Here is a 26,043-nt window from a genome sequence, read left to right as displayed (position 1 = left end):
GGGAGCCATGCCCGCCGTCCGGGGCCCGAAAACGACCGGCGGCCGCCGTCCCGGAGTGGGACGACGGCCGCGGTGGGGTGCTGTCGGAGGGTCCTTCCTCAGAAGGCCGCCTCGGGGACCTCCATGAGCGCGTTGTCGGTGGCCTCGACGATCGCCCGCTCGCCGGCCAGGCGCGGCAGCACCTGGGTGGCGAAGAAGCGGGTGGCGGCGAGCTTGCCCTCGTAGAACAGCCGGTCGCCCTCGCTCACCTCGCCGGCCAGCGCGGCCAGCGCCACCTCCGACTGGCGGACCAGCAGCCACGCCGTCACCAGATCGCCGACCGCCAGCAGTAGCCGGGTGGTGTTCTGGCCGACCTCGTAGAGCTTCGCCGTGTCCTGCTGGGCGGCGGTGAGCCGGCCGAACAGCGCGGTGAGCATCGCCTGGACCTCACCGAGCGCGGTGGCCAGGTGCGCCCGCTCCTCCTTGAGCCGGCCGTTGCCGGCCTCGGCGTCGATCGTGGCCTGGATCTGGCCGGCCAGCCAGGTCAGCGCGACGCCGCCGTCCTTGACCACCTTGCGGAAGAGGAAGTCCTGGCCCTGGATGGCCGTCGTCCCCTCGTAGAGGGTGTCGATCTTGGAGTCCCGGACGTACTGCTCGATCGGGTAGTCCTGCAGGTAGCCCGAGCCGCCGAGGCACTGCAGCGACTCGCTGGTGAGCAGCTGGGTGGCGCGCTCGGAGCCGAAGCCCTTGACCACCGGCAGCAGCAGGTCGTTGACGCGGGCGGCGAGCCGCGCCTGCTCGCTGTCGGCGGTGCCGGCCGCCTCGGCCGCGGTGACCTGGTCGCGGAAGGTCGCGGCATAGAGGTACAGCGCGCGCATGCCCTCGGCGTAGGCCTTCTGCAGCATCAGCGAGCGGCGGACGTCGGGGTGGTGGGTGATCGTCACCCGCGGGGCGTCCTTGCTGGTGGCGGTGAGGTCGGCGCCCTGCACGCGCTCCTTGGCGTAGGCCAGCGCCTGCTGGTAGCCGGCCGACAGGGTGGCGATCGCCTTGGTGCCCACGAACATCCGCGCGTGCTCGATGATCCGGAACATCTGCGTGATGCCGTCGTGCACGTCGCCGACCAGCCAGCCCGTCGCCGGCACCGGGCCGTCGCCGAAGGTCAGCTCGCAGGTCGTGGAGACCTTCAGCCCCATCTTCTTCTCGACGTTGGTGACGTACACGCCGTTGCGCTCGCCGAGCGCGCCGGTGTCGAGGTCGACGTGGAACTTGGGGACGACGAACAGCGACAGCCCCTTCGTGCCGGCCCCCGCGCCCTCGGGGCGGGCCAGGACCAGGTGGACGATGTTGTCGGACAGGTCGTGCTCGGCGGAGGTGATGAACCGCTTGACGCCGCTGATGTGCCAGGAGCCGTCGTCCTGCCGGACGGCCTTCGTGCGGCCGGCGCCCACGTCGGACCCCGCGTCGGGCTCGGTGAGCACCATGGTGGCGCCCCACCTGTGCTCGAGCACCAGCTCGGCCAGGCGCTTCTGCTCGGGCGTGCCCAGCTCGTGCAGCACGGCGGCGAAGGCGGCCCACGAGCCGTACATGAACACCGCCGGGTTGGCGCCGAGCACCATCTCGAACGCCGCCCAGGTCAGGGCGTGCGGAGCGCCGAAGCCACCGAGGTGCTCGGGGAGGTCGAGGCGGAACCACTCGCCGTCCTCGATGGCGCGCACGGACCGCTTGAAGCTGTCGGGCAGCGTCACCGAGTGCGTGGCCGGGTCGAACACCGGCGGGTTGCGGTCGGCGTCGGTGAAGGACGCGGCGATCGGGCCCTCGGCCAGCCGGCGGACCTCGGCCAGCACGCCGCGGGCGGTCTCGGCGTCCATCTGCTCGAACGGGCCGGTGCCGAAGCGGTCCTTGGTGTCGAGGAACTCGAACAGGTTGAACTCGAGGTCCCGCAGGTTCGCGGTGTAGTGGCTCATGGCGGTCGCGCTCCGTTGCTCCGTGCCGGTGGACGGCGAGGCCTACTCGCCGGTAACCAACGTTATTACCGGCGAGTAACCAGAGCAAGGACGCAGGTGCGGGACACGCTCGCAGGGGTCAGGCCGCAGCGGGCCCGGGGACTCCGGCGGTGGTCCGCCGGGGGAGTGCGGTCAGCGGTGGCGGCGGCGGGCGCGCATCACGGCGCCGGCGAGCGAGGCGATCAGCGCCCCGAGCACCGCGGCGATGAGCAGCGCCAGCACGAGGGGCGCCTGGACGTCGGTGAAGACGAGGCTGATCTGCACGGTCTGCCCGTTGAAGACGACGAACAGCACCAGGATCACCGTGACGGCGATGAGCAGCGCCAGCGCCAGGCCCCAGCCGGCCGTGCGGCCGGCCGACCGCGCCCGGGACGGCGTCCCGGAGCGGGTGGTGGCAGGTGGCGTCGACGCCGGCGCGCCCGTCCCGTACGGGTCGGTGCCGGTCGCGAACGGGTCGGTGCCCGGCGCTGAGGGCCGGGGCTCGGCAGGCGTTCCGGGAGTGGTCACGCAGGAGGACTGTCCGCGCGGGCCCGGCGCCAAACGGGCCCGGGGCTCAGTCGCGGTGCGCGGCGGGCTCGGTCCCCGCGGGCGGGTAGGACGGGCCGGCGGCGCCGTCGGCCGGCCCGGTGTCCTCCGGACCGTCGGAGTCGGGCGCGGGCGGGCCGGACGTGGCGCTGCCCAGGGGGCCGACGGAGCGCGGGGTCTCCGGCTCGGGCATCTTCTGCTCGCGGGTGCTCACCCGCCGAGTCTGCGTTCCCGGCGGCCGGACGGCGACCCGGTTCGGCCTCCCTGCGGGGTCCTGCTACGAGTGGCGGGGGGGGGCGGGGAGGTCCTCCGTCAGTCCGCCAGCGAGGGACCGGCCTCGTGCGCGGGGTGCCCGGCGCTGCGCTCGCGCTGCTTCATCCGCGCCTCGAACACGTGGCGGTCGCCGTCGGCGAGCTCGGTGCGGGCGCGCTCGTCGAAGGCGCGGAACACCGACCAGTAGTGCGCGTCGTAGTCCTCGACGATCTGGAAGGTCCAGCGGTCGGCGATGACGTTGCGGCCGACCAGGTCGCGGTCGAGGTCGTCGGCGAGCTGGGTGTGCCCGGCCTTGCGGAGCAGCTCGACGGCGTCCTGCAGGAGCAGGTCGGCCTTGCCGGAGTGCTGGTGGAAGCCGTAGAGCTGGCCGCGGGCCTGCTCGATGGTCTCCAGGGCCTCGGACAGCTTGCCCAGCCCCTCGACCGTGGTGTCGTCGAGGTCGGGACGGCTGCGGTCGACGGTCACCGGCCCATCCTGCGGGCTGCTCCCCGGCCCCGCCCGGTGACCGCGGGAGGGAGAGGCCCCCCCGCGGACGGCTCAGACCGTGCGGGCCGGGCCGGCGGCCGCCAGGTCGACCAGCCGCTCGGCCAGCTCGCGGCCGTGCGCGGCCGGGCCGTCGGGGCCGAGCAGGCCGCCGGAGAGGTACATGCCGTCGATGATCAGGTGCACCTGGGCGGCGAGGTCGTCGCCGGCGCCGGGGGCCACCAGGCCGGCGAGCCGCTCCAGGCGGGCGTGCAGCTCGAACTTGTAGTCGGCCGCCGCGCTGCGCGCCGGGTGCTGAGGGTCGTCGTACTCGCTGCTCACGTTGGTGAAGGGGCAGCCGCGGAAGCCCGCGCGCGTGACGTCGCGCTCGACGGCGTCGACCACCGACAGCAGCGCGGCGCGCGGGTCGCCCTCGAGCCGCACCAGCTCGGCGTCGATGCCGGCCAGCACCGCGGCCGCCTTGCGGGCGAGGTAGGCGCCCACCAGGTCGTCCTTGCTCTTGAACAGCCGGTAGACCGTCATCTTGCCCAGGCCGGTCTCGCGGACCAGCTCGTCCATGCCCACGCTGCGCGAGCTGCGGCCGGCGAACAGGCGCTCGGCGGTGTCGAGCACGATCGCCTCTCGCTCCGCGCGGCTGCGGCGGACCGGGGCCGAGGGGTCGACGTCGGCGAGGGGGAGGGCGGCAGCGGTCACACGGCGATGGTGCCGGGTTCCGTGACGGAGCAGTCCACGGCACGCCGGGCACCGGGCACGGCTGCGTGACGAGGGGCGAACGCGCAGGTCGGGACACCGGTGAGCGGTGGGACCGCTGGGACGGCGCCCGCCGGTCCCGCGGCGGCCGGGACCGCCGCGGGACACCGTCAGGAGCGGCGGACCCGGCGGGGGTTGGCGAGCAGCCGCACGACGGCCCCGACGGCCTCGTGGGTGCGTGCGTCGCCGCCCTGCTCGGCGGTGCTGTCGTGGGTCTGCCGGTCGCGTCGGGTGTCGTCCACGGCTCCAGGCTGCCCGACGGGTCGCGCCGGGAAACGGCCCGCTGAGCAGGGACGACCCGTCCGGGTGGGAGATCTGCCTCACGCCCCGGCGCGCGGCCGGCGGCGGGGCGGACCGGTCCGTCCGGGCTCAGCTGCCGGGGGTGTCGGCGGGGCCGTCGCCGAGGGGCTGCCCCTCCGCGGGGTCGTCGGGGTGCGGGGTGCGGCCGGCGTCGGGCTCCTCGCCCGCCGGGTCGCCCTCCGCCCGCTCGGGGCTGCGCGGCGGCCGTTCGGACTCGGTCACGGCGTCCTCCTCGGGTGCGGCGTGCGTGCGGTCACGGGGGGCTTGCCCCGCACCCGCCCCGCGCAACCCCCCGGACCGGCCGACCGGGACGGCGTCGGGCACGCGGGGCAGCAGCTCCGCGACGGCGGCCGCGTCGGGCAGCGCACCACGGGCGCCGGGCCCGGTCGTGGACAGCGCCGCGGCCGCGACCGCCTCCCGCACCGCGGCGGCGAGGTCGGTCCCCCGGGCGAGCGCGGCGCCGAGCGCCCCGGTGAAGCAGTCGCCGGCGCCGGTGGTGTCCACGGCCTCGACCGGCGGCGGGGCCTGCAGCACGACCGGCCCGTCCCCGGGCACCACCAGCGCGCCGCGGGCGCCCAGCGTCACCACGGTGGCGGGCACGCCGAGGCCGCGCGCGAGCCCGGCCAGCTCCGCGGGTGAGCGCGGCCCGGGGTCGGCGCCGGCGAGCTGCACCAGCTCGTGCTCGTTGGGCACCAGGACCGACACCCGCCGCAGCAGCTCCGGGGGCAGCGGCCGCGGCGGTGCCGGGGTGAGGACGACGGTGCCCGACGCCGCGCCGGCCGCCGCCCGGACCGTCTCCAGCGGGACCTCGAGCTGCAGCAGGACCACCGCCGCCTCGCGGACGGCGGGGACGTCGACGTCGGCCGGCGTCAGGGCGCCGTTGGCCCCGGGGACGACGACGATCAGGTTCTCTCCGCTGCCGTCCTCCACCGGGATCGTCGCCGACCCCGTGGGGGTGCCCGGGGTGCGCAGCACGAGCGCGGTGTCCACGCCGTCGCGGGTCAGGGCGGCGACCTGCCGCTCCCCGGCCGAGTCCTCGCCCACCCGGCCCACCATGACGACGCGGCGCACGACGCGGCGGTCGACGCGGCGGTCGACGCGACGGTCGTCGGCCAGCCGGGCGGCGGCCGCGGCCTGGTTGGCGCCCTTGCCGCCCGGGGCGAGCACCGCGTCGCGGCCGACGACGGTCTCCCCGCGGCCGGGCAGCCGCCCGACGGCGACGAGCACGTCCTCGTTCAGGCTGCCGACGACGGTGACGGACACGGGGCGACCTCCGGGACGTGGGGGATCAGCACCTCATCCTGCGGGGTCCCGCTCCCCGGGCGGGTCGGACCCGGGCGCCTCGTCGGGGTGGACGCCCGCGGCGGTGCGCCGCGCCCAGACCGGCAGGCCGTACCAGAGCACCGTCGCGACCAGCAGCACGCCGACCCCGCCGACGACGCCCGGACCCCGGCCCAGCACGACGTCGAGCACGAGCAGGACGCCGCTGCTGATGGCCAGCACCAGCAGCGCCAGGCCGACCACGAGCATCCGGTCGGCCACCGCGATGAGCACCGCCTTCTGCCGCCGCCGGAACACGAGCCGGTGGAAGGAGACCGGCGCGATGAGCACCACCGTGGCCAGCGCGGTCGCCAGCAGCGTGACGGTGTAGACGGTGAGCGCGAAGGCGTCGAGCCCGTCGAAGCGGGCGGTGAAGGCGAGCCCGAGCAGGAAGGCGAACAGGACCTGCACGCCGGTGATCGCCACCCGCAGCTCCTGCAGCAGCTCGGCGAGGTTGCGGTCGAGCAGCTGGTCGAGGGTCTCGCCGCGCGCCCGGGCGCTGCGGACGGCGGCCGCCGGGTCGAACCGGCCGCGCGGCCGCGGTCCGGCGTCCGTCCCCGACCCGTTCGCGGCCACGGTCTCCGGGTACCCGGGGGCGCCGGTCGGCGACACCCGTTTCCCGGGGTGGGCCGCGCGGTACCGCGGGAGGGGACCGACCGAGGAGGAGCCGTGGCCCACGACGACCGGGACGCCATCAGGAAGGACTTCGACGAGGCGGTCAACATGAGCGCCTCGGAGCTGGAGAGGTGGCTGGGGACCGACGAGTCGCAGTCGGTGGGGCAGAAGAGCGGGGGGTCGGGCGAGTCGACCGGGCACGAGTCCGGCCGCCGGATCGTCGAGCTCCTGCACAAGAAGAGGGGCGACCTGACCGACGACGACTACGCCCACATGAGGAAGGTCCACGGCTACGTCCAGCGGCACCTGGCCCAGGAGCCGGCCAAGGAGGACGTCGAGGACTCCCGGTGGCGGTACTCGCTGATGAACTGGGGTCACGACCCGCTGAAGAAGTAGCGGCCCCGGCGTGCGCATCGACGACCCGCGGCGCAACGACAACGCGCAGTACGACGAGCTGGCCGACCAGTGGTGGGAGGCCTCGGGCGGCTTCGCGATGCTGCACTGGCTGGCCGCCTCGCGCGCCGAGCACGTCCCGCCGGCCGCGGCGCCGGGCGCCGTCCTCGTCGACCTGGCCTGCGGCGGGGGGCTGATGGCGCCGCACGCCGTCCGGCTGGGCTACCGGCACGTCGGCGTCGACCTCAACGCGGCGGGGCTGGCGGTGGCCGCCCGGCACGGCGTGCTCGCCGTCCGCGGGTCGGTGCTCGCGGTGCCGCTGCGCGACGGGTGCGCCGACGTCGTCGTGGCCGGCGAGGTCCTCGAGCACGTCGCCGACGACGTCGCGGTGCTGGCCGAGGCCGCCCGGCTGCTGCGGCCGGGCGGGACGCTGGTCGTCGACGCGATCGCCGCGACCCGGCTGGCCGCGCTGGTGGCCGTCCGGATCGGCGAGCGCGTGCCCGGCGGCCCGCCGCCGGGCATCCACGACCCGGACCTGTTCGTCGACCGGCGCGGGCTGCTCGCCGCGGCCGACCGGCTGGGCCTGGACCTGCGGCTGGTCGGCCTGCGACCGTCCGTCCGGGACGTGCTGGCCTGGCGGCGCGGGCGGCGCGACGTCGTCCGCATGCGCCCGGTGCCCACGACGGCGGTGCTGTTCGCCGGCTACGGCCGCAAGCGCGACCCGTCGCGACCGCCTGCTGACGCCGGGACACCACAGCGGCGGCCCGCCGCGCCCGCACGTACGGTCGGGACATGACCGCCCTGCTGAGCAGCACGTCGTCCCGGGGGCCGCGCGGGTGAGCGCCGCGGTGCTGACCGGCGCCGGCACGGCACTGCCGGCGACCCTCGACCAGGACGCCGCGTGGGAGGGCTTCTTCGCCCGGCACTACGAGGGCGTGCGCGCCGCCCGCCGCATCTGGGACGGCGCCGGCGTGCGCACCCGGCACGCGGTGGCCAACCCCGTCGACGAGGACCTCAGCCGGTGGGGCACCGGCGCGCGCATGGCCCGCTACGTCCAGGAGGCGCTGCCGCTGGGCAAGCAGGCCGTGGCCGGGGCGCTGGACGCCGCCGGCCTCGCGCCGGGCGACGTCGGCCTGTTCGCCGTGGCCACCTGCACCGGGTACGCGACCCCCGGCCTGGACATCCGGCTGGCCAGCGACCTGGGCATGCCGCCGGGGCTGCAGCGGCTGCTGGTCGGGCACATGGGCTGCTACGCCGCCATCCCGGGGCTCGCCGCCGTCGGCGACTACGTCACCGCGCGCTCCCGTCCGGCCGTGCTGCTGTGCTGCGAGCTGACCAGCCTGCACGTGCAGCCGGCGCGCCGCGAGCTCGACCAGGTGGTGGCGCACGCGCTGTTCTCCGACGCCGCGGCGGCCGTCGTCGTCGAGCCCGGCGCCGGCCGGGGGCGGCGGCTGGCGGGCGTGGTGGCCCGCACCGACCCCTCCACCGCCGACCACATGACCTGGGACGTCACCGACCTCGGCTTCCGGATGGGCCTGTCCCCGCGGGTACCCGACGTCCTGTCCCGGCACGTGGGCGACGTCGTCGCCGAGCTGCTCGGCGGCGCCGGCCTGCGGGTCGAGGACGTCGCCGGCTGGGCCGTGCACCCCGGCGGGCCGCGCATCCTCGACGTGGTCCGCGACGAGCTCGGGCTGACCGAGCCGCAGATGGGCGCCTCGCGCCGGGTGCTGGCCGAGCACGGCAACTGCTCGTCGGCGACCGTGCTGCTCGTGCTGCAGGAGCTCGCCGACGTCGACGGCCCGGTGGTGGCTATGGCCTTCGGCCCGGGTCTCACGCTCTACGCCAGCCTGCTGCTGCCTGCCTGACCGCCCCACATCCCCTCCTCGGCGCTACCTTGTGTGACGATCGTCACTCTGTGGCAGGGAGGGTGGTCGTGGGCCCGTCCGGATCGTCCGTCCGCGTGTTCCTGGTCGACGACCACGAGGTGGTCCGCCGCGGGGTGGCCGAGGTGCTGGAGGACGACCCGGGGCTGGTCGTGGTGGGAGAGGCCGGCACGGTGGCCGAGGCGCTGGCCCGCGTCCCGGCGGTCCGGCCCGACGTCGCGGTGGTCGACATGCGTCTGCCCGACGGCGACGGCGCCGACGTCGTCCGGTACCTGCGGGCGCGGCTGCCGGACGTGCGCTTCCTCGTGCTGTCCAGCTACGCCGACGACGAGGCGATCGCCGCCGCCTTCGCCGCCGGAGCGGCCGGCTACCTGGTCAAGCAGGTGCGCGGCGCGGACCTGGTCTCGGCGGTGCGGACCGTCGCGGCCGGGGGCACGCTGGGCGGCGCGCCCGGCCCCCGGCCGCGGTCCGACGGCGACGTCCACCGGCGGCTGGCGGCGCTGACCGAGCAGGAGCGCACGGTCCTGGCGCTGATCGGCGAGGGGCTGACCAACCGGCAGATCGGCGACCGGATGGGTCTGGCCGAGAAGACGGTCAAGAACTACACCAGCCACCTGCTGGCCAAGCTGGGGCTCGAGCGGCGCACCCAGGCGGCGATCCTGGCCACTGAGCTGCGGGAGCGGCGGCCCGGGGGCTGACGCCGGCGGGCGCGGTCCCGGCGGGGTCGCGGCCCTGGTTCAGCCCCGGCCCGGTCGTGGCGCCGTCCAGGTCACCTCGGTGCCCGCCGGCCCGCCGGCCGTGGTCAGCCGCCCGCCGTGCCACGCGGCCCGCTCGGCGAGGTTGGCCAGCCCGCTGCGCACGGTGACCGCCGGCAGGCCCCGGCCGTCGTCGGCGACCACCACGCGCACGCCGGCGCCGGGGTCCTCACCGGCGCTCACGGTGACCGCCACCCGGGTCGCGCCGGCGTGCCGGACGACGTTGCTCACCAGCTCCCGCACCACCGCGAGCAGGTCGGCGGTGAGGGTCGGCGGCAGGCCGTCGAGGTCACCGTGCACCCGCAGGTCGGGCCGGACGCCGGAGCCCTCGGTGGCCAGCCGCACCATCTCGGCCAGTTCACGGCCGAGGCCGGCGGGGGCGCTCACACCGTCGTGCAGGCCGGAGATCGACGAGCGGATCTGGGTGATCGTGGCGTCGAGCTCGTCGACGCTGCGCCCCACCCGCTGCGCGGTGTAGGGGTCGACGTCCTCCAGCGAGCGGGCGACCCGGTCGAGCGCCAGCGCGGTGGCGTAGAGCCGCTGGACGACGTGGTCGTGCAGGTCGCGGGCGATCCGGTCCCGGTCGGCCTGCACCTGCAGGCGCCGCTCGCGCCGCTGGCTGCGGGCCAGCTCCAGGGCCACGGCGGCCTGCGCCGCGAAGGCCGAGAGCGCGTCGAGGTCCTCGGTGTCGAACGGCTCGCGGTCCTCCGCGCGCATGCAGACGATCGTGCCCAGCGCCGGCCCGAGCGGCGCGATGACCGCCGACCGGTAGTCGCGGACCAGTTCGACGGCGACCGCGGCGTGCCGGCCCTGCACCGGGTCGACGCGGATGTCCTCGACGAGCTCCCCGACGCCGGAGCTGTGCACCCGGCCGACGTGGGTGTCCGCGAGCGGTATCCGCACGCCCTCGAGGTCGCGCGCGCCGGGCCCGGCCGCGGCGACGATGGTCAGCGCCCCGGCATCGCCCTCCTGGGCGACGAGCACCCCGGCGCGGTCGGCGCCGCTGAGCGCGGCCGTCCGGGCCACCACGGTGGCGAGCACGGCCTCGGGTTCGGCTCCCGACAGCAGCGCGGTGGAGACCTCGGTGGCCGCCTGCACCCACGCCCGGCGGCGCTCGGCCGCCTCGGCCAGCCGGGCGTTCTCGATGGCCAGGCCGGCGGCGGCGGCCAGGGCGAGCACGGCCTCCTCGTCGGCCGGGGTGAACGGCCCGCCGGTGCGCTTCTCGGTGAGGTAGAGGTGGCCGAACACGGCGTTGCGCACGCACACCGGCACGCCGAGGAAGGAGTGCATCGGCGGGTGCCCCTCGGGGAACCCGACCGACCGCGGGTGGGTGCCGAGGTCGTCGAGCCGCAGCGGCACCGGGTGGTCGACCAGCAGGCCGAGGATGCCGGCGCCCTCCGGCAGGCTGCCGATGCGGGCCTCGTCGGAGGCGTCCATGCCCACGATGACGAAGCGGTCGAGCCGCCGTCCGTCCGCCGTGAGGACGCCGAGCGCGCCGTAGGTGGCGTCGGCGTGGGCCACCGCGGCCTCGACGAGGTCGTGCAGCGTGGCCTCCAGGCGCCCGCCGGCGGCGGCCGCGCGCACCACGGCGGCGAGCGCGGGCTCGGTGGCCGGTGGCGCGCCCCCCGGGCCGGGCGGGGTCAGGGCCCGTTCGGAGGCGTCTCGCGCCGGCTGGTCGACCGGGACCGTCACGCGCCGCGGACCAGGCGACGTCCCGGGCGGGGCACCACCGGCCGCAGCAGCGTGCGTCCGGCACCCCCGACGAGGACCAGGTCCCCGCCGCGGCCCGCCGCCTCGAGCGCGTCGAACACCGACTGCTCGACCGTGGCCGTACGCACCCGCCCGGTCACACCGGTCTCGGCGATCGCCCGCACGACCTGGGCCTCCACCTGCGCGCGCACCGCCTCCCGCGTGCGCTCACCGGCCGAGCGGGGGGCGGGCACCAGGCCGTCGGGCGCGTCGGCGACCACGCCGGCGGCGAGCACGGTGCCGTCCCGGCGGGCCGCCTCGCGCAGGGCCCACACCAGCGCGCCGTAGGTGGCGGAGGAGCCGTCCACGTGCACCACGAGCCGAGGCCGGGGACGACGCGGCAGCAGCGGCGCCAGCCGGAGCGGTTCCACGGGCGTGTCGGCCATGGGCCGATCGTGGCGTGCCCCTCTCCGATCGGACAGGGACCAAGGACCCGGGACTCGGAACTCAACCGACCGGTAGGGCGGGGAGCGTCCCGGTGACCACCGCCGTCCCGTCGTCCGGGGACACGTCGGCCCGGGCGCACAGCCCGGCCCGGGTCACGACCTCGACCAGGGCGGGGGCCTGGTCCTCGCCGACCTCGACCAGCAGGCTGCCCGCCGGTGCCAGCCAGGCCGGCGCCCCGGAGGCCACGCGCCGGTGCACCTGCAGCCCGTCACCGCCGCCGTCGAGGGCCGTGCGCGGCTCGTGCAACCGGGCCTCCGGCGGCAGCAGGGCCAGCGCGCCGGTGGGCACGTAGGGCGCGTTGACCACCAGGACGTCGACCCGGCCGCGCAGCCGCCCGGGCAGCGCGTCGTACAGGTCGCCGCCGTGCACCCACCCGCCCACCGGGGCCAGGTTGCGCCGCGCGTAGGGCAGTGCCGCCGGGTCGACGTCGGCGGCGTGCAGCTCGGCCAGCCCGACGGCGGTGGCCAGGGCCAGCCCGACCGCGCCGCAGCCGCAGCACAGGTCGACGGCCACCGGCCGCCGCCCCGTGCGGTCCCGGACGCCGACGGCCTCCTGCACCGCGCGGGCCACCAGGGCCGCCGTGCGCTGCCGGGGGACGAACACGCCGGGGCCGACGGCGACCCGCAGGCCGCAGAACTCGACGGCGCCGAGCAGGTGCTCCAGCGGCGTCCCCGCGGCCCGGCGGGCGGCGAGGTCGTCCAGCCCGGCGCGGGAGGCCGCGGCGCCGGCGAGCAGCCGGGCCTCGTCCTCGGCGAACACGCAGCCGGCCGCGCGCAGCCGGGCGACGAGGTCCGCCATGGCCGCGGGGGAGAGGAGCACGGACCCAGGCTCCTCCCTCCCGCGGACGCCGGTCAGGCGGCGCGGATGTGCGCGCGGACCTGCACCACGAGTGCTGCGGGGACCTCGGTGAGGCCGTGGTCGGCGCGGGCGTGGTCGGCGACGGCGGCGAGGATGCCGTCCTCGGTGGGTGCGCTGAACGTGCGACCGCACGAGGGGACGACGTCGCCACAGGCGAACTGCTTCACGGGGACCTCCATGGTGGGGTGGACCGGCGTCCCTGCGACGCCGGGGTCTCGGGCTCAGCCGGCGCCGGCCGCGGCCAGGTGCAGCAGCAGGCGCTCGACCCGGACGACGCCGACGGCGGCGCCCACGGAGTCGACGCAGACGACGGGGTCGAACCGGGTGTCCTCGGGGCGGGCGGCCACGCGCTGGGCGACCGCGCGGACCCCCGCCGAGGCGGGCACCCGCAGGCTGATCGGGGCACGGCGGTGGCCGGGCGGGTCGTCGGAGCGGCGGTGCGGGAGCAGCAGCGCCACCGGGTGCCCGTAGCGGTCGACCTCCAGGGCCGTGCGGTCGGGCGGGGGGCCGACGAGGTCGCCGTCCCCGCTCACGGTCACGGTCACGGCCTCGACGAGGCTGGCGACGTGCTCGGTCAGGCGTGCCTGCGCCGCCCGGTGCCGCAACCGGTCGGCGACGCCGGGGTCGAGCTGCGCCCAGGCCGGCGCCGGCCGGCCGAGCAGGTAGCCCTGGCCGAGGGGGACACCGAGGCGGAGGAACGCCTCCAGCTCGCCCCAGGTCTCGATGCCCTCGGCCAGCAGCCGCGCGTCGATCCGGGCGCCGAACTGCCCGAGCAGCTCGGCCAGCGCCAGCTTGACCTCGTCACCGTCCGCCCCGGCCACCAGCGCCCGGTCGAGCTTGATCAGCTGGGGACGGAACTGGGTGATCTGCTGCAGGCCGGAGTAGCCGGAGCCGGCGTCGTCGACGGCGAGCAGCGCGCCTCGCGCGCGCAGCCGGTCCCGCAGGTCGACGAGGGGCCGCAGGTCGGAGACCTCGTGGTGCTCGGTCAGCTCCAGCACCAGCGGTGCCAGGTCCTCGGCGGTGAGGAGCAGGCCGGCCAGCTCGGGCTCGGTGAGCAGGTGCGGACTGACGTTGACGGTCAGGAAGCAGTCAGGCGGCAGGGTCGGCAGCAGGGCGAGGGCCCGGCGGACGACCACGGCCTCGAGCCGGGCTCCGCAGCCACGAGCGTCCGCGGCGGCGAACCACCGGTCGGGGGTGGCCGAGCTCGCCGACCCGTCCGGCTCGTCGAAGCGGGCCAGGGTCTCGTACCCCGCGATGACGCCGCGCTGCAGGTCGACGATCGGCTGGAAGACCAGCCGGACCAGCGCGGGGTCGGCGAGGACGGCGGCCAGCCGGGCGTCCCAGACCGGGGAACCGGCGGGCGCGCTCTCCTCGAGGGCCACGGGCATGGTCCCGGTATCGGCCGTGCGGTCCGGCGACTTGAGCGGCGTCCGCAGCCGCACCCCCGTGGAGTGACCCCTCCGCCGGCGGCGGCGAGGGGCCGCGTCGCCACCCGGGGTCGTACGGTCGGGCCGTGATCCCTCCCGTCGTCGACGTGACCTGGCTGGACACCTCCCCCGGCGACGTCCGGCTGGCCGACGTCCGCTGGTACCTCGACGGCCGGTCCGGCCGGGCGGCCTACGACGCCGGCCACCTGCCCGGCGCCGTCTTCGTCGACCTCGACCGCTGGCTGGCCGCGCACGGCAGCCCCGCCGAGGGCCGCCACCCGCTGCCCGAGCCGGAGGTCTTCGCCGAGGGCATGGCCGGGCTCGGCATCGGCGACGGCGACACGGTGGTGGCCTACGACGACGCCGGAGGGGTGATCGCCGCACGCCTGGTGTGGATGCTGCGCGCGACCGGGCACGAGGCCGCCCTGCTCGACGGCGGGATGGCGGCGTGGGACGGCCCGCTGGAGCAGGAGGCGCCCGACCCACCGCGGGCGTCGTTCACCGCCCGGCCCTGGCCGGCCGGGCGGCTGGCCGGCATCGACGACGCCACCGACCCGGCGAACGTGGTGGTCGACGCCCGCGACGCGCAGCGCTTCCGCGGCGAGCAGGAGCCCGTGGACCCGCGGCCCGGGCACGTGCCCGGCGCGGTCAACGTCCCGTGCCGCGGCAACCTGGACGCGTCCGGGCGGTTCCTGCCCGCCGACGAGCTGCGGGCCCGCTTCACCGCCGCGGGGGTCGGCGAGGACAGCACGGTGGTGTCCTACTGCGGCTCCGGCGTGACCGCCTGCCACAACCTGCTCGCCCTGGAGCTGGCCGGGCTGCCCGCGGGCCGGCTCTACCCGGGGTCCTGGTCGCAGTACAGCCACGCCCTCGACCGCCCGGCCGCCGTCGGCGGCTGAGGGACCTCCGAGGGCCGGCCGCGGCGGTCCGGCCGGTCGTCCCGGGAGCGTCAGGAGTCCCCGGTGGCGAGCTCGTCCAAGTGGTCGCCGAACCCGATCGCGCCACCGGCCTGCGCGGTCCGGTCACGGTCGGTGGTCGGGAGCACGTCCTGCACGGCGTCGATGCGCTTCCACGCCGGGTGGGGGGCGTTGCCCTCGGCGTCCGGCACGTACGGGGAGTCGCTCACCCGGGTGTGCCGGTGGATGTAGCGGCCGCAGTCGTGGAACACCCGCTCGACCCGCGCACGGACGACGAGGCGGACGGCGGCCACCCGCCCAGCAGCTCGTCGTCGGCGGTGACGCTCGCCGTCGCCTGGACGCGGATCCGGTTCGGCGTCCCCAGGTCGATGAACAGCACGCCGGTCGCGTCGACGGTGGCGAGGAGGAAGAAGTCGCGCGAGGCGTGAGCAGAAGGCCACGGCCCAGGCTCGCGCGCGGCGGCGGTCCGCTCGTGGCGACCGGCCGGACCCGCTCATGAGTCGTCATGCAGAGTCGTGCATACTGATGCTGTGTCCAAGGTGCTGAGCAGTCTCCCCGTCGGCGAACGCGTCGGGATCGCCTTCTCCGGTGGTCTCGACACCTCCGTGGCGGTCGCCTGGATGCGCGACAGGGGCGCCGTCCCCTGCACCTACACCGCCGACATCGGCCAGTACGACGAGCCCGACATCGCCTCGGTGCCCGGGCGGGCCGGCAGCTACGGCGCGGAGATCGCCCGGCTGGTCGACTGCCGCGCGGCGCTGGTCGAGGAGGGGCTCGCGGCGCTGACCTGCGGGGCCTTCCACATCCGCTCCGGCGGGCGCAGCTACTTCAACACGACCCCGCTCGGCCGGGCGGTGACCGGGACCCTGCTGGTGCGGGCGATGCTCGAGGACGACGTCCAGATCTGGGGTGACGGCTCGACGTTCAAGGGCAACGACATCGAGCGCTTCTACCGGTACGGCCTGCTGGCCAACCCGTCGCTGCGGATCTACAAGCCGTGGCTGGACGCCGAGTTCGTCACCGAGCTCGGCGGCCGCAAGGAGATGTCGGAGTGGCTGACCGCGCACGGGCTGCCCTACCGGGACAGCGCGGAGAAGGCCTACTCCACCGACGCCAACATCTGGGGCGCCACCCACGAGGCCAAGCGGCTCGAGCACCTGGACGCGAGCATCGAGATCGTCGAGCCGATCATGGGCGTGCGGTTCTGGGACCCCGACGTCGAGATCGAGGCCGAGGACGTGACGATCGGCTTCGCCAACGGCCGGCCGGTGTCGATCGACGGCAAGGAGTTCGACTCCGCCGTCGACCTGGTGCTGGAGGCCAACGCCATCGGCGGCCGGCACGGCCTGGGCATGTCCGACCAGATCGAGAACCGGGTCATCGAGGCCAAGAGCCGCGGCATCTACGAGGCACCGGGCATGGCGCTGCTGCACGCGGCCTACGAGCGGCTGGTCAACGCCATCCACAACGAGGACACCCTCGAGACCTACCACCTGCAGGGCCGGCGGCTGGGCCGGCTGATGTACGAGGGTCGCTGGCTGGACCCGCAGGCGCTCATGCTGCGGGAGTCGCTGCAGCGCTGGGTCGGCATGGCGGTGACCGGCGAGGTCACCCTGCGGCTGCGCCGCGGCGAGGACTGGTCGGTCCTCGACACCACCGGACCGGCGTTCAGCTACCACCCGGACAAGCTGTCGATGGAGCGGACCGAGGACCCCGCCTTCGGGCCGGGCGACCGCATCGGGCAGCTGACCATGCGCAACCTCGACATCGCCGACTCGCGGGCCAAGCTCGAGCAGTACGCCTCGCTGGGCATGGTCGGCAACGAGCGGCCGGCGCTGGTCGGCGCCGCGCAGGCCGCGGCGACCGGGCTGATCGGTGCCATGCCCGAGGGCGGCGCCGAGGCGATCGCGGCGCGCGGCGCGCGAGGCGGCGACGAGGAGCTGCTCGACCGCGCGGCGATGGAGTCCGGCACCGACTGACAGCGGTGTTCGTGCCGGCTGTCCGGTGTGGGCCGGGGTCCGACGGTGACGTCGGTGCCGGTCACATGGCCTCATCGGGGCCCGTGGCCGGCGACGGTGTGCGCGCACGCCGCGATCTCGTGTGGAATGAGCCCTCAGCGCACGTCATCGCCGGTGCGGGAGGCCGTGTCCGCCGACCAGCCAGCACGCCGCTGTGAGGGAGGACCCTCCGCGGTGGTGTGGGGCAGCGCACCCCGGACCGCCCGCTGTGCCCGGTCCCCACCGGCCCGGCTGGGCCGGTGCGGCTCAGGTGGCGGCCAGCAGCCGGAGCAACGGTGTGGGCACCGACGACGGGTCGAGCCGCTCGGCCAGTGCTCGCGCGTACCGGGCCTTGCGGCCGCTGGTGGTGCCCAGGAATCGGTGCAGCTGCTGCTCGGGCGGGCGACCGCGGTGCGCCGGCTGGCGGCGGAAGGTCGTCAGCGCGCGGGCCTCGTGCTGCGCCCGCACGACGTCCTCGACGCCCGTGATCCCCACCGACCGGATGAGCTCCTCCTCGAGGTCGGCCACGCAGGCGAAGAAGCCGGCCGACGCCAGAGCCTCGCGGGACGGGCCGGCCGCGGACCCGGCCCCCTCCACGGCGCGCCGGAAGAACGGCTCCTCCGCGGCGTCGTACAGCCCGGTGACGCGGAGGTCGAGCCCGTGCGGCCCGAGGAGCGCGAGGTGCCGGCGGACGTTCGTGGCGCCGCCCATCGGCAGGACGCACACGCCCTCCGCGGCGAGGTCCCGGCCCTGGGACCGCGCGACCGCCTCCACCGCCTCGCGGTCGCTGACCCCCTCGACGAGCACGACGGTCCGGAGGCCGGCCTCGCCGGCGAGGCGGCGGGCCAGGGTCCCCGAGGCGTCGTCGCCGCGTGCGGCCCAGGTCCGCAGGGCTGAGGCGAGCGGCGCGGACACAGGAGGGGACCCTGTCAGCCGCCCCCCGCCCGGTCCAGCGACGTGGCGGGGCCCCGACCCACGCCGTCGAACAGGTTGGCGACCAGGGCGTCGGCGAAGTCGTCGGTGAGCGGCGAGCCCGGGAGGTCGTCGACGCGATCACCGCCGACGGCGGGACGGCCACCGACGTGCAGGCCGACGTCGCCGACTTCTCCAGCTCCGTGGTGCACATCGCGCTGCCGTCCTACTCGGCGTACGCCGCCACCAAGGGGGCGGTCGACGCGATGACGCTGGTCCTCGCCGAGGAGCCGCGCGGCCGGGACGTCACCGTCAACGCCGTCGCGCCGGGCCCGACGGCCACACCGCTGTTCCTGGACGGCAAGCCCCAGGAGGCCGCCGACCGGCTCGCCTCGATGGCCCTGCTCGAGCGCCTCGGCACCCCCGAGGACGTCGCCGAGGTCGTCGCCTTCCTGGCCGGCCCGGCGCTGGGTCACCGGGCAGGTGCTGTACGCCAACGGTGGCGTCGTCTGATCGCTCAGGCCTGTTGCGCCAGCCAGTCGGGGAACGCGTGCAGGTCGGGGACCAGTCGCCGGCTGAGGTCGAGGTCGCCGCGGTAGGCGGGCGGGGAGGCGAACCAGGTGAACATCGCCCTGAGGTCCTCGTCGGGCAGGACGTCGACGGGCAGGGCCTCGTAGCGGGCCGGCACCCCACGGGCTCGTCCCACGGCGGCGGCCGCCTGCTCCATGGTCAGCTCGTCGCCGACCAGCTCGACGGCGCCGCCGGGCACGCGGGAGGGGTCGAGCAGGGCCGCGGCGGCGGCCGTACCGATGTCCTCGACGGCGACCATCTGCAACGGCACGTCGGCCGGCATCGGCATCCGCAGCACCAGCGTCCCGTCCTCGAGGTCCTGGCCCACTGCCCCGCCGAGGTTCTCCATAAAGAACACCGGGCGCAGGAACGTGACGGGCTGGCCCAGCCGCTCGACGTGCTCCTCGACCCGCCGCTTGCTCTCGAAGTGCGGGATCCCGGTGGACCGCTCCGCACCGCCGACCGAGCTGAACACCAGGTGCGGCACGCCGGCCGCCCGGACGGCATCGACGGCGGCGGCGCCATCCTCGGCCTCCCGCTCGGTACCGCCGGGCCCGAACGGCGTGGTCATGACGAAGGCGCCGTCGACGCCGGCGAAGGCGGCGCGCAGGCTCCCGGGCTCACCGGTGTCACCGCGCACGATCTCGACGCCCTGCGCCGCCAGCGCCCGGGACCGCTCCGAGGCGGGGTCCCGGCTCAGCGCACGCACCCGCGCCCCCGCCGCGAGCAGAGCGCGCACCGTGGCGCCGCCCTGCTGCCCGGTGGCTCCGACGACCGCGAACACCGGGGATCGGTCAGCTGCCATCTCGCCGCTCCCTCCGAGGGGAGCCCCAGCCTCCTGGGGCCGCGCAGGCCCCGCAAACGGGCGGGTCCGTCCGGATCGGCCGCGGGAGGATGTCGCCGTGGACGCGACCGCCACGTCCGCGGCTCAGGCACGCACACCGGGCCGTGGAGGGGCCGGCCACCGGCCGGGCGTTCCGCGACGTCCGGGAGGTCTCCTGGTCCACCGTCCGCGGCGGCCGCATCGTCGACCGGTGGGGGCTCGACCTGTCCCTGTAGCCGTCCTCCGGGACAGGTCCGAGACCTCGGTCCCCCGTCACCGCGGAGGGACGGTCACCGGGCGGTCGTGGCCAGCCTGGCACCGAGTGCGACGAAGGAGACGGCGAAGGCCTGGCGGATTCGCCGCACGACACGCGGCCGCTCGACCAGGTGGCGGCGCACGGCCGCGGCGAAGACCCCGTACCCGGCGAACACGACGAAGGTCATGGCCATGAACACGCCGCTGAGGCCCGTCATCACCAGGAGCTGATCACCGGCGTTGGTCGGCACGAACTGGGGAAGGAAGGCGAAGAAGAAGAGCGTCAGCTTCGGGTTGAGCAGATTGACCAGCACTGCGGAGGTCACCACCCGTGGCCAGGAGCGCCGCGCGACCTGGGCGGAATCGACCACCAGCGGGCTGCGGTCCCGCCACGTCGCCCAGGCCATGTACAGCAGGTAGGCCACCCCGAGCAGCTTCACCGCCTCGAAGGCCACTCCGCTGGCCCGCAGCAGCGCCGCGGTGCCGGTGATCGCGGCGGCCAGGTGCGGCACGATGCCCAACGTGCAGCCGGCGGCGGCCACGAGGCTGGCGCGTGCTCCGCGGGAAAGCCCCGCTGAGATGGTGAACAGCGCACCGGTGCCTGGCGTGGCGACGATGACCAGCGACGTGATCAGGAACGCGACGCTCACCACGACCTCCCTGGCTGAAGGCAGGAGACGTTACAGCCAGACGCGGCACGGCCGATCTGCGAACCGGTCGTGGAACGGCCGGCCCGGTCCTGTCCCGGCGTGAGCGCGTGGTGGGCGACGCGTCGGCGCGGCAGGCGACGGGCCCGAGGACGTCGTCGACTCGGCGGCACCGGATGCTGATGCTGTGCCCGTGGTGACGCACCCCGGCCAGGTGGACGTGACCGCAGCCGAGGTTCGCGTGCTGGTCGACCAGCAGTTCCCGGCCCGACGCGACCTGCCGGTCCGGCCCCTGCCGCAGTCCGGCACGGACAACGCCCTGTTCGGGTTGGGGACGCGGCTGGTCGCCCGGGTCCCGCTGGTGCCCGACGACGTCGAGCCGCTGCGCCGGCTGTGGGCCCGGCTGTGCACCCTGCCGCCGAGCCGCGGCGGAAACGTGATGACCCACGGCGACCTGATCCCCGGCAACGTGCTGGTGGCCGGCGACCTCCTCGCCGCCTGGCACCTGTTCGACGTGGGTCCACGCCAGGCGCCGCGGGCCGACCTGGGCAGCGGTGACCTGCAGTGGGCGCGTGGTGCCGCGTGGGCGCTGCAGCAGGCCCTCGGCGTGGGTTGGTACTACGTCGACAGCAACCCGGCGATGAGCTCGATGGGCCTGCGGACCCTCGACCGGCTCGTCGCGCACCCCCCGGCGATGCCGTGAGGCGATCCTGCTCCGGCCGTCCGCAGTCGGGCGCCGCTGCCGACGTCAGGCACGATGCCCCTGTGGTCGACCGCCGGTACCCGCCGATCGAGCCATATGAGACCGGACGGCTCGACGTCGGCGACGGGCACTCGCTGTACTGGGAGCAGTGCGGCAATCCCCACGGCAAGCCGGCGGTGGTGCTGCACGGGGGCCCGGGCTCGGGCTGCACCCCGGCCATGCGGCGACAATTCGACCCGGCCCGTTACCGGGTGGTGCTGTTCGACCAGCGCAACGCCGGCCGCAGTACACCGTGGGCCGGCGAGCCGGAGGTCGACCTGTCCGCGAACACCACGCCTCACCTGCTCGACGACATCGAGCAGCTGCGGCAGCACCTGGACATCGACCGATGGCTGGTCTGGGGCGGCTCATGGGGCGTGACCCTCGGCCTGGCCTACGCCCAAGCCCATCCCGAGCGCGTCACCGAACTCGCGCTGGCCGCGATCACCAGCCCCGACCGGTGGCTGATCCAGTGGATCACCCGAGACATGGGCCGGGTCTTCCCGCGCGAGTGGGAGCGCTTCCGGGACGCCGTCCCGGCGGCCGAGCGCGACGGCGACCTCGCCGCGGCCTACAACCGGCTGCTGCACGACCGCGACCCGGCGGTGCGGGCGAGAGCCGCCCAGCACTGGTGCGACTGGGAAGACACCCACGTCTCCCTCGCCCCGGACGCCGAGCCGTCGCTGTCCCTGGCCGACCCGGCGGTCCAGCTCGCCTTCGCCCGGGTGGTCACCCACTACTGGGCCAACGGCTGCTTCCTCGACGACGGCCAGCTGCTCCGTGACGTGCACCGGTTGACCGGCATCCCCGGGATCATGGTCCACGGCCGCTACGACGTCAGCGGCCCGCTGGACGTCGCCTGGCAGCTGGCCAAGGCTTGGCCCGACGGCGAGCTGACGGTCATCGGCGACGCCGGCCACTCAGGTGGCGGCATGCCCTCGGTGTTGATCGAGTACCTGGACCGGGTCGCCCGCTGACAGGCACTGCCTGCACAGCTCGTTCTCGACACGTTCCAGCTCCGCAGCTGAGAGGGACGTGACCGTCCGCACGCTCCACGTGCAGAGGCAGCCTCGGTGCAGGACGAAGCGCTCATGATGATCGATGACAACGTCAGCGATCACTGGTCGGAGGACGAGCCGCGCTCACGAACGCCGGTCCCATCAGGTTCACGGGCGCAGCTGCGGATCGCCTGCTCGAGGGCTGCGACGACCTCCTGCTCTGCCCGACCGGCGAACGCGCGCTCGACCTCCTCGAGGGCACGGTCGTGATGCTCCATGGTCGTGATGGTCCATGGCGCTGCCGCGCGGCTGTCGACCTGAGTCACCGTGCAAGGTCGTCACGCTTCGACGCTTCGGCCTCGACCTGGCTGGGAAGGGCGACGCCCCGTGGAGATCTGCCCGGCGGGACGTCCTGGCGTGACCCATCCATGACCTACGCGGCGGCGGAGAGGGTTACAGGGGGCCGGCACGGGCCGTCCGGATGATCCTCCGGTACTCCTCCGGAGGGCCTGACGGCAGCCTGACCTGCGGTCTTACTTGGAGCGGGTGACGAGAATCGAACTCGCACTGTCAGCTTGGGAAGCTGATGTTCTGCCATTGAACTACACCCGCGGTGGCCCTCTGGCCGGCCATCAGCGTAGCAAGCCGCGGAGGTCGGTGGTCAGCCGCCGCCCGGGCGCGGGCTGCGGATGACCACCGTGGTGCCCGACGGGCTCGGTGTGGCGGCGACGTCGGCGAACGCGCTCATGAGCATCGAGCCGCGGCCGCGGTCCATGCTCGACGTCCGTTGCCGCCACTGCCCGTGGTCGTGCACCGCGATCTCGACCGCGCCGTCGTCCACGGTCACGCGGACGTCGACGACCGGCTCGGCCGGATCCAGGGCGTGCTCGACGGCGTTGGTCGCCGCCTCGCAGGTGGCCAGCAGGAGGTCGTAGACCCGGTCCTCGGGCAGGCCGGCGCCGGTGAGCAGCGCGCGCAGCCGGCGCCGCAGCGGCGGGATGGCGGCGGGGGTCGACGGGAACCGCCATGCGGCGGTGACCGGCCCGGAGGCCGCCGGGGCCGGCCGGGCGGACGGTGCGGGTGCGTCCGCACCGCGGGGGCGCGGGGGCGGCGGCGCGGGACTCGACGGGGGAGCGCTGGCCCGGGGCGGGACACCCGGTTCGCGCCGGCCGCGGGAGCGCTCGAGCACCGAGCGCAGCCGGCCGAGCAGCTCGGCGGACTCGAACGGCTTGGCCAGGTAGTCGTCGACGCCGGCGTCGAAGCCCTCGACGGCGGCCTCCTGACCGGCGCGGGCGGTGAGCATGACCACCGGGACGCCGCGCGTGGCGGGGTCGGCGCGCAGCGCCCGCAGCAGCCCGAAGCCGTCGAGGCCGGGCATCATCACGTCGGTCAGCACGACGTCGGGCCGGGAGCGCGCCGCGTCGAGCAGCGCCGACTCGCCGTCGGCCGCCGTCCGCACCGTCCACGACGGGGACAGCAGCCGGACCAGGTAGGCGCGCATGTCGGCGTTGTCGTCGACGACGAGCACGGCGCCCAGCGGGCCGGCCGGCTCCACCGGGCGGGCGCTCCAGCCCAGGTCGTCGTCCCACGGGGTGAGGGCCGCGCCGCGCACCGCGGGCGGGGCCGACGGCGGGGGAGCGGCGGCGTCCGGCTCCCCGAAGGGCACCCGCACGGTGAACGTGCTGCCCACGCCCGGCTCGCTGGCGACCTCCACCGTGCCGCCGTGCAGGCCCACCAGCTCGCGGACCAGCGCCAGGCCCAGCCCGGTGCCCTCGCGGCTGCGGGCGGGGGAGTCGGTGACCCGGTGGAAGCGCTCGAACAGCGCCGGGAGCTCGCCGGCGGGGATCCCCACGCCGGTGTCGGAGACACACAGCACCACCGCGTCGTCCTCGGCGCGCAGCGAGACGGTGATCCCGCCGACGAAGGTGTACTTGACGGCGTTGGCGACCAGGTTGAGGACCACCTTCTCCCACATCCGCGGGTCGACGGCGGCCGGGCGGGGCAGCGGCGGGCAGTCGACGGCGAGCGTGAGACCGGCCCGCTCGGCCGCGGCGCGCAGCACGCCGGCGAGCTCGGCGGTGGCGGCGGCCAGGTCGGTCTCCACCCGCACGGCCGACGTCCGGCCGGACTCGATGCTGACGAACTCCAGCAGGTCGTCGACCAGGCGCTTGAGCCGCGTGCCGTTGCGCAGGGCGAGGGTCAGCTGGTCGCGCACCGCCGGCGGCAGCTGCCCGCCCGGGTCGGCGAGCGCGTCGGCGATGGGGGCCAGCAGCAGGGTCAGCGGCGTCCGCAGCTCGTGGCTGACGTCGGAGAAGAACGTCGTCTTGGCCCGGTCCAGCTCCGCGAGCGCCTCGGCGCGGGCGCGCTCGGCCGCGTAGGCCCGCGCGTCGACGACGGCGCCGGCCACCTGCGCGGCCAGCAGCTCGTGAAAGGTCCGGTGCTCCTCGTCCAGCGCCCGGTTGGGGCTGACGCCGACCACCAGCGCCCCCACCGGCTCCCGGCCGGCCCCGCCCGACAGCGGCAGCACCACCGCCTCGGTGACCGCGTCGCCGAACGGGCCGCCGGCGACGCCGAGGCCGGCCACCGGGACGGCGCGGAGCTCCTCGGCGGTGGCCGCGGTCCCGGGCAGCCGCTCGGCCGGCACGCCCACGGTGGCGGCCTGCCGCAGCCGCCCGTCGTCGTCCGCGGTGAGGTAGACGGCGGCCAGGGGGACGTCGAGCGGGTCGCTCGCCAGGGCCCGGCACACCTGCTCGGCCAGATCGTGCTCGTCCTCGCGCCGGCCCGCGGCGGTGGACACCTCGTGCAGCAGCCGCTGCCGCCGCTCGGCGACGACCTGGCGGGTGACCTCGGTGCACACCGCGTGCATGCCGGCGACCTCTCCGGCGTCACCGAACGCGGGGGCGTGCGAGACGGTGAAGTAGGTCTCCTCGCGGTAGCCCGCGCGCTCCAGCAGCAGGAGCAGCTGCGGGATCCACGACGCCTCGCGGACCGCCATGGCCCGCTCGACGGGCTCCTCCAGGGCCGCCCAGCCCTCGGCCAGCGTGACCCGCAGGTCGTCGCCGATGGCGCCGGGGTGCTTGGCGCCGATGAGGGTCGCGTAGGCGTCGTTGTAGAACTGCGTGTACTGCGGGCCCCAGGTCAGGATCATGGGGAACCGCGAGGCCAGCACGGTGCGGACGGCGTAGCGGAGGCTCGCCGGCCAGCTGCCCACGGGCCCGACCGGCGTCGTCGACCAGTCGAAGGCGGCCATCAGCCGGCCGTTCTCGCTGCCGCCGGCGAAGACGTCGTCGCCGTCGGGGCCGCCGGCGGCGTCCGGGGCCACGGGCACCTCCAGGACGACCCTCCCTGCGAGCACGCCGCAGCGAGCTCCCGCTCGGCGTCAGGACCTCGGTGGCCGGACCGGCCACCTGACTGTCGGCCACGGTACATGCGCCGGCTGCGAGGTCGCCGGACCTGCCCGGGCGGACCCGTCAGCGGCGCATCTCCGCCAGGAAGCCGGTCGCCTCCGACCGCAGCCGCTCGGCCATCTGCGACAGGCCGGTGACGTCGGTGGCCGTCGCGCCCAGGGACGCCGAGCCGTCGACCGCCGCCGCGATCCCGTCGACCAGGCCGTTCATGTCCGCAACGGTGCCGCCCACGGAACCGATGACGGCCGTGACGTCGTCGCAGGCCGCGCGGATCGCCTCGACCTGCGCGGTCACCCGCTCGGTGGCCTGGGAGGTCTGGTCGGCGAGGTCCTTGACCTCGGAGGCCACGACGGCGAAGCCCTTGCCGGCCTCCCCGGCACGGACGGCCTCGATCGTCGCGTTGAGCGCCAGCAGCCGGGTCTGCGCGGCCACCGACTCGATGAGCGCGATCACCTGGCGGATCTCGGTGGAGGTGCGGGTGAGGGAGGCGAGGGTGGCCGAGGCGTTGCCGACCTCGGACGCCGCGGCCTCGGCCGCCGTGGTCAGTCCGGCCGCCGAGGCGCTCATCTCCGTCGCCGCCGTCGCCACCTGCTCGCTCATCGCCAGGACGACGGACTCGAAGTCGTCGGCCAGCCGCAGCCGGGAGGTCTGCGCCTCGGTGACCCGGCCCGCGGTGTCGCGCATGGCGTCGCGGGCGGCGTTGATGTCGGTGGCCGCCTGGCGGTGGGCGCCGTGGAGGCCGGTGAGGAGGACCTTGCGGTGGAACCGGCCCTCGGCGGCCGAGGCCAGCGCGGCCCGCGACTCGCGGACGAAGGCGTCGCTGACGTCGAGGGTGCGGTTGACCCCGTGCTGCAGCGCGGCCAGCTCCGGGACGGCGTCGGAGCCGTCGACCGGGACGGCGCGGGCCTCGAGGTCGCCGCGGGCGGCCGCCTCGCAGGTCTCGGTGAGACGCCGGACGAAGGCGCGGTAGACCTCGAGCTCCGCGGCTGCCGAGCGGCCCTGGTTGCGGCCCACG

Annotated in this window: 30 protein-coding genes and 1 tRNA gene; 10 read left to right on the top strand and 21 right to left on the bottom strand. The window is 75.9% G+C overall.

Annotation, left to right across the window (positions count from 1 at the left end):
- Positions 1-98: 98 nt before the first annotated feature.
- The 8 genes from ACU616_RS06630 to ACU616_RS06595 form a co-directional block, all read right to left on the bottom strand.
- Positions 99-1,943 (bottom strand): acyl-CoA dehydrogenase, encoded by a 1,845-nt coding sequence (locus tag ACU616_RS06630; RefSeq protein ID WP_446757684.1) that lies wholly within the window; start codon positions 1,941-1,943, stop codon positions 99-101.
- Between the two features lie 171 nt (positions 1,944-2,114).
- Positions 2,115-2,489, bottom strand: coding sequence for a LapA family protein (locus tag ACU616_RS06625; protein ID WP_446757683.1), 375 nt, complete (start codon positions 2,487-2,489; stop codon positions 2,115-2,117).
- 46 nt (positions 2,490-2,535) lie between these two features.
- Positions 2,536-2,721, bottom strand: coding sequence for a hypothetical protein (locus tag ACU616_RS06620; RefSeq protein ID WP_446757682.1), 186 nt, complete (start codon positions 2,719-2,721; stop codon positions 2,536-2,538).
- A 98-nt stretch (positions 2,722-2,819) separates the two neighbouring features.
- Positions 2,820-3,245: a hypothetical protein gene (locus ACU616_RS06615; RefSeq protein ID WP_446757681.1), complete on the bottom strand. Its 426-nt coding sequence runs from the start codon at positions 3,243-3,245 to the stop codon at positions 2,820-2,822.
- Positions 3,246-3,317: 72 nt separating this feature from the next.
- A complete protein-coding gene (locus ACU616_RS06610; RefSeq protein ID WP_446757680.1) occupies positions 3,318-3,956 on the bottom strand; it encodes a TetR/AcrR family transcriptional regulator in 639 nt (212 codons plus the stop codon).
- Positions 3,957-4,123: 167 nt separating this feature from the next.
- The gene (locus ACU616_RS06605; RefSeq protein WP_446757679.1) at positions 4,124-4,255 is read right to left on the bottom strand and encodes a hypothetical protein; all 132 of its coding nucleotides are present in this window, start codon (positions 4,253-4,255) and stop codon (positions 4,124-4,126) included.
- Positions 4,256-4,382: 127 nt separating this feature from the next.
- On the bottom strand, positions 4,383-5,576 hold the full coding sequence (locus ACU616_RS06600; RefSeq protein WP_446757678.1) for a ribokinase: 1,194 nt from the start codon (positions 5,574-5,576) through the stop codon (positions 4,383-4,385).
- A 33-nt stretch (positions 5,577-5,609) separates the two neighbouring features.
- Positions 5,610-6,209 carry a DUF6328 family protein gene (locus ACU616_RS06595; RefSeq protein ID WP_446757677.1) on the bottom strand — a complete coding sequence of 200 codons (600 nt, stop codon included), beginning with the start codon at positions 6,207-6,209 and terminating at the stop codon, positions 5,610-5,612.
- Between the two features lie 93 nt (positions 6,210-6,302).
- Between ACU616_RS06595 and ACU616_RS06590 the strand changes: the two genes are divergently transcribed.
- The 4 genes from ACU616_RS06590 to ACU616_RS06575 all read left to right on the top strand — a co-directional run bounded on the left by ACU616_RS06590 (position 6,303) and on the right by ACU616_RS06575 (position 9,222).
- The gene (locus ACU616_RS06590) at positions 6,303-6,644 is read left to right on the top strand and encodes a DUF3140 domain-containing protein (RefSeq protein ID WP_446757676.1); all 342 of its coding nucleotides are present in this window, start codon (positions 6,303-6,305) and stop codon (positions 6,642-6,644) included.
- Between the two features lie 10 nt (positions 6,645-6,654).
- Complete coding sequence (locus tag ACU616_RS06585; protein WP_446757675.1) at positions 6,655-7,437, top strand: class I SAM-dependent methyltransferase; 783 nt, start codon at positions 6,655-6,657, stop codon at positions 7,435-7,437.
- Between the two features lie 40 nt (positions 7,438-7,477).
- Positions 7,478-8,506: a type III polyketide synthase gene (locus tag ACU616_RS06580; protein WP_446757674.1), complete on the top strand. Its 1,029-nt coding sequence runs from the start codon at positions 7,478-7,480 to the stop codon at positions 8,504-8,506.
- Between the two features lie 95 nt (positions 8,507-8,601).
- Positions 8,602-9,222, top strand: a complete 621-nt coding sequence (locus tag ACU616_RS06575) for a response regulator (protein ID WP_446757673.1) — start codon at positions 8,602-8,604, stop codon at positions 9,220-9,222.
- Between the two features lie 39 nt (positions 9,223-9,261).
- Here ACU616_RS06575 and ACU616_RS06570 read toward each other — a convergent pair whose 3' ends face one another.
- The 5 genes from ACU616_RS06570 to ACU616_RS06550 form a co-directional block, all read right to left on the bottom strand.
- On the bottom strand, positions 9,262-10,971 hold the full coding sequence (locus tag ACU616_RS06570; protein WP_446757672.1) for a GAF domain-containing protein: 1,710 nt from the start codon (positions 10,969-10,971) through the stop codon (positions 9,262-9,264).
- Entirely contained in the window at positions 10,968-11,414 is a 447-nt protein-coding gene (locus ACU616_RS06565) for a universal stress protein (protein WP_446757671.1), read from the bottom strand. The genes ACU616_RS06570 and ACU616_RS06565 overlap by 4 nt, the downstream gene beginning before the upstream one ends.
- A 61-nt stretch (positions 11,415-11,475) precedes the next feature.
- On the bottom strand, positions 11,476-12,294 hold the full coding sequence (locus ACU616_RS06560; RefSeq protein WP_446757670.1) for a putative protein N(5)-glutamine methyltransferase: 819 nt from the start codon (positions 12,292-12,294) through the stop codon (positions 11,476-11,478).
- A gap of 32 nt (positions 12,295-12,326) precedes the next feature.
- Positions 12,327-12,500, bottom strand: a complete 174-nt coding sequence (locus tag ACU616_RS06555) for a DUF1059 domain-containing protein (protein ID WP_446757669.1) — start codon at positions 12,498-12,500, stop codon at positions 12,327-12,329.
- A gap of 54 nt (positions 12,501-12,554) precedes the next feature.
- Complete coding sequence (locus ACU616_RS06550; RefSeq protein ID WP_446757668.1) at positions 12,555-13,721, bottom strand: EAL domain-containing protein; 1,167 nt, start codon at positions 13,719-13,721, stop codon at positions 12,555-12,557.
- Positions 13,722-13,846: 125 nt separating this feature from the next.
- On the opposite strand from ACU616_RS06550, the gene ACU616_RS06545 reads away from it, so the two are divergent.
- On the top strand, positions 13,847-14,659 hold the full coding sequence (locus ACU616_RS06545) for a sulfurtransferase (RefSeq protein WP_446757667.1): 813 nt from the start codon (positions 13,847-13,849) through the stop codon (positions 14,657-14,659).
- A 50-nt stretch (positions 14,660-14,709) separates the two neighbouring features.
- Here ACU616_RS06545 and ACU616_RS06540 read toward each other — a convergent pair whose 3' ends face one another.
- On the bottom strand, positions 14,710-14,928 hold the full coding sequence (locus tag ACU616_RS06540; RefSeq protein WP_446757666.1) for a hypothetical protein: 219 nt from the start codon (positions 14,926-14,928) through the stop codon (positions 14,710-14,712).
- Here ACU616_RS06540 and ACU616_RS06535 point away from each other — a divergent pair.
- Both ACU616_RS06535 and argG read left to right on the top strand, forming a co-directional pair.
- Entirely contained in the window at positions 14,920-15,105 is a 186-nt protein-coding gene (locus ACU616_RS06535) for a hypothetical protein (protein WP_446757665.1), read from the top strand. The two genes, ACU616_RS06540 and ACU616_RS06535, sit on opposite strands and share 9 nt — an antisense overlap.
- Positions 15,106-15,207: 102 nt before the next feature.
- Positions 15,208-16,656, top strand: a complete 1,449-nt coding sequence (gene argG / locus ACU616_RS06530; RefSeq protein WP_446757664.1) for an argininosuccinate synthase — start codon at positions 15,208-15,210, stop codon at positions 16,654-16,656.
- Between the two features lie 285 nt (positions 16,657-16,941).
- Here argG and ACU616_RS06525 read toward each other — a convergent pair whose 3' ends face one another.
- Entirely contained in the window at positions 16,942-17,589 is a 648-nt protein-coding gene (locus ACU616_RS06525; RefSeq protein WP_446757663.1) for a TOPRIM nucleotidyl transferase/hydrolase domain-containing protein, read from the bottom strand.
- A 167-nt stretch (positions 17,590-17,756) separates the two neighbouring features.
- Between ACU616_RS06525 and ACU616_RS06520 the strand changes: the two genes are divergently transcribed.
- On the top strand, positions 17,757-18,185 hold the full coding sequence (locus ACU616_RS06520; RefSeq protein ID WP_446757662.1) for an SDR family oxidoreductase: 429 nt from the start codon (positions 17,757-17,759) through the stop codon (positions 18,183-18,185).
- Here the strand turns inward: ACU616_RS06520 and ACU616_RS06515 are convergent.
- Positions 18,104-18,961, bottom strand: a complete 858-nt coding sequence (locus ACU616_RS06515; RefSeq protein ID WP_446757661.1) for an NmrA/HSCARG family protein — start codon at positions 18,959-18,961, stop codon at positions 18,104-18,106. The two genes, ACU616_RS06520 and ACU616_RS06515, sit on opposite strands and share 82 nt — an antisense overlap.
- Positions 18,962-19,269: 308 nt before the next feature.
- Positions 19,270-19,884 (bottom strand): LysE family translocator, encoded by a 615-nt coding sequence (locus ACU616_RS06510; RefSeq protein WP_446757660.1) that lies wholly within the window; start codon positions 19,882-19,884, stop codon positions 19,270-19,272.
- Between the two features lie 217 nt (positions 19,885-20,101).
- On the opposite strand from ACU616_RS06510, the gene ACU616_RS06505 reads away from it, so the two are divergent.
- Positions 20,102-20,584, top strand: a complete 483-nt coding sequence (locus tag ACU616_RS06505; RefSeq protein WP_446757659.1) for a hypothetical protein — start codon at positions 20,102-20,104, stop codon at positions 20,582-20,584.
- A 62-nt stretch (positions 20,585-20,646) separates the two neighbouring features.
- Positions 20,647-21,600: a prolyl aminopeptidase gene (gene pip, locus ACU616_RS06500; RefSeq protein ID WP_446757658.1), complete on the top strand. Its 954-nt coding sequence runs from the start codon at positions 20,647-20,649 to the stop codon at positions 21,598-21,600.
- A gap of 140 nt (positions 21,601-21,740) precedes the next feature.
- Here the strand turns inward: pip and ACU616_RS06495 are convergent, their stop codons facing one another.
- From ACU616_RS06495 to ACU616_RS06480, 4 genes are all read right to left on the bottom strand, one after another.
- Positions 21,741-21,947 carry a hypothetical protein gene (locus ACU616_RS06495; RefSeq protein WP_446757657.1) on the bottom strand — a complete coding sequence of 69 codons (207 nt, stop codon included), beginning with the start codon at positions 21,945-21,947 and terminating at the stop codon, positions 21,741-21,743.
- A gap of 212 nt (positions 21,948-22,159) precedes the next feature.
- Positions 22,160-22,233 (bottom strand) — tRNA-Gly (locus ACU616_RS06490).
- Between the two features lie 49 nt (positions 22,234-22,282).
- Positions 22,283-24,976 (bottom strand): ATP-binding protein, encoded by a 2,694-nt coding sequence (locus ACU616_RS06485; RefSeq protein WP_446757656.1) that lies wholly within the window; start codon positions 24,974-24,976, stop codon positions 22,283-22,285.
- 115 nt (positions 24,977-25,091) lie between these two features.
- Positions 25,092-26,042, bottom strand: a complete 951-nt coding sequence (locus ACU616_RS06480) for a methyl-accepting chemotaxis protein (protein ID WP_446757655.1) — start codon at positions 26,040-26,042, stop codon at positions 25,092-25,094.
- Position 26,043 lies beyond the last annotated feature (1 nt).

It is taken from the genome of Geodermatophilus sp. URMC 62 (assembly GCF_052931475.1).
This window is presented reverse-complemented; position numbering and strand designations above follow the sequence as displayed.

What these genes read in the sequence shown, in the direction of transcription:
- ACU616_RS06630 (WP_446757684.1), bottom strand. Translation starts at nt 1,943, where the DNA reads ATGAGCCACTACACCGCGAACCTGCGGGACCTCGAGTTCAACCTGTTC.
- ACU616_RS06565 (WP_446757671.1), bottom strand. Translation starts at nt 11,414, where the DNA reads ATGGCCGACACGCCCGTGGAACCGCTCCGGCTGGCGCCGCTGCTGCCG.
- ACU616_RS06550 (WP_446757668.1), bottom strand. Translation starts at nt 13,721, where the DNA reads ATGCCCGTGGCCCTCGAGGAGAGCGCGCCCGCCGGTTCCCCGGTCTGG.
- ACU616_RS06515 (WP_446757661.1), bottom strand. Translation starts at nt 18,961, where the DNA reads ATGGCAGCTGACCGATCCCCGGTGTTCGCGGTCGTCGGAGCCACCGGG.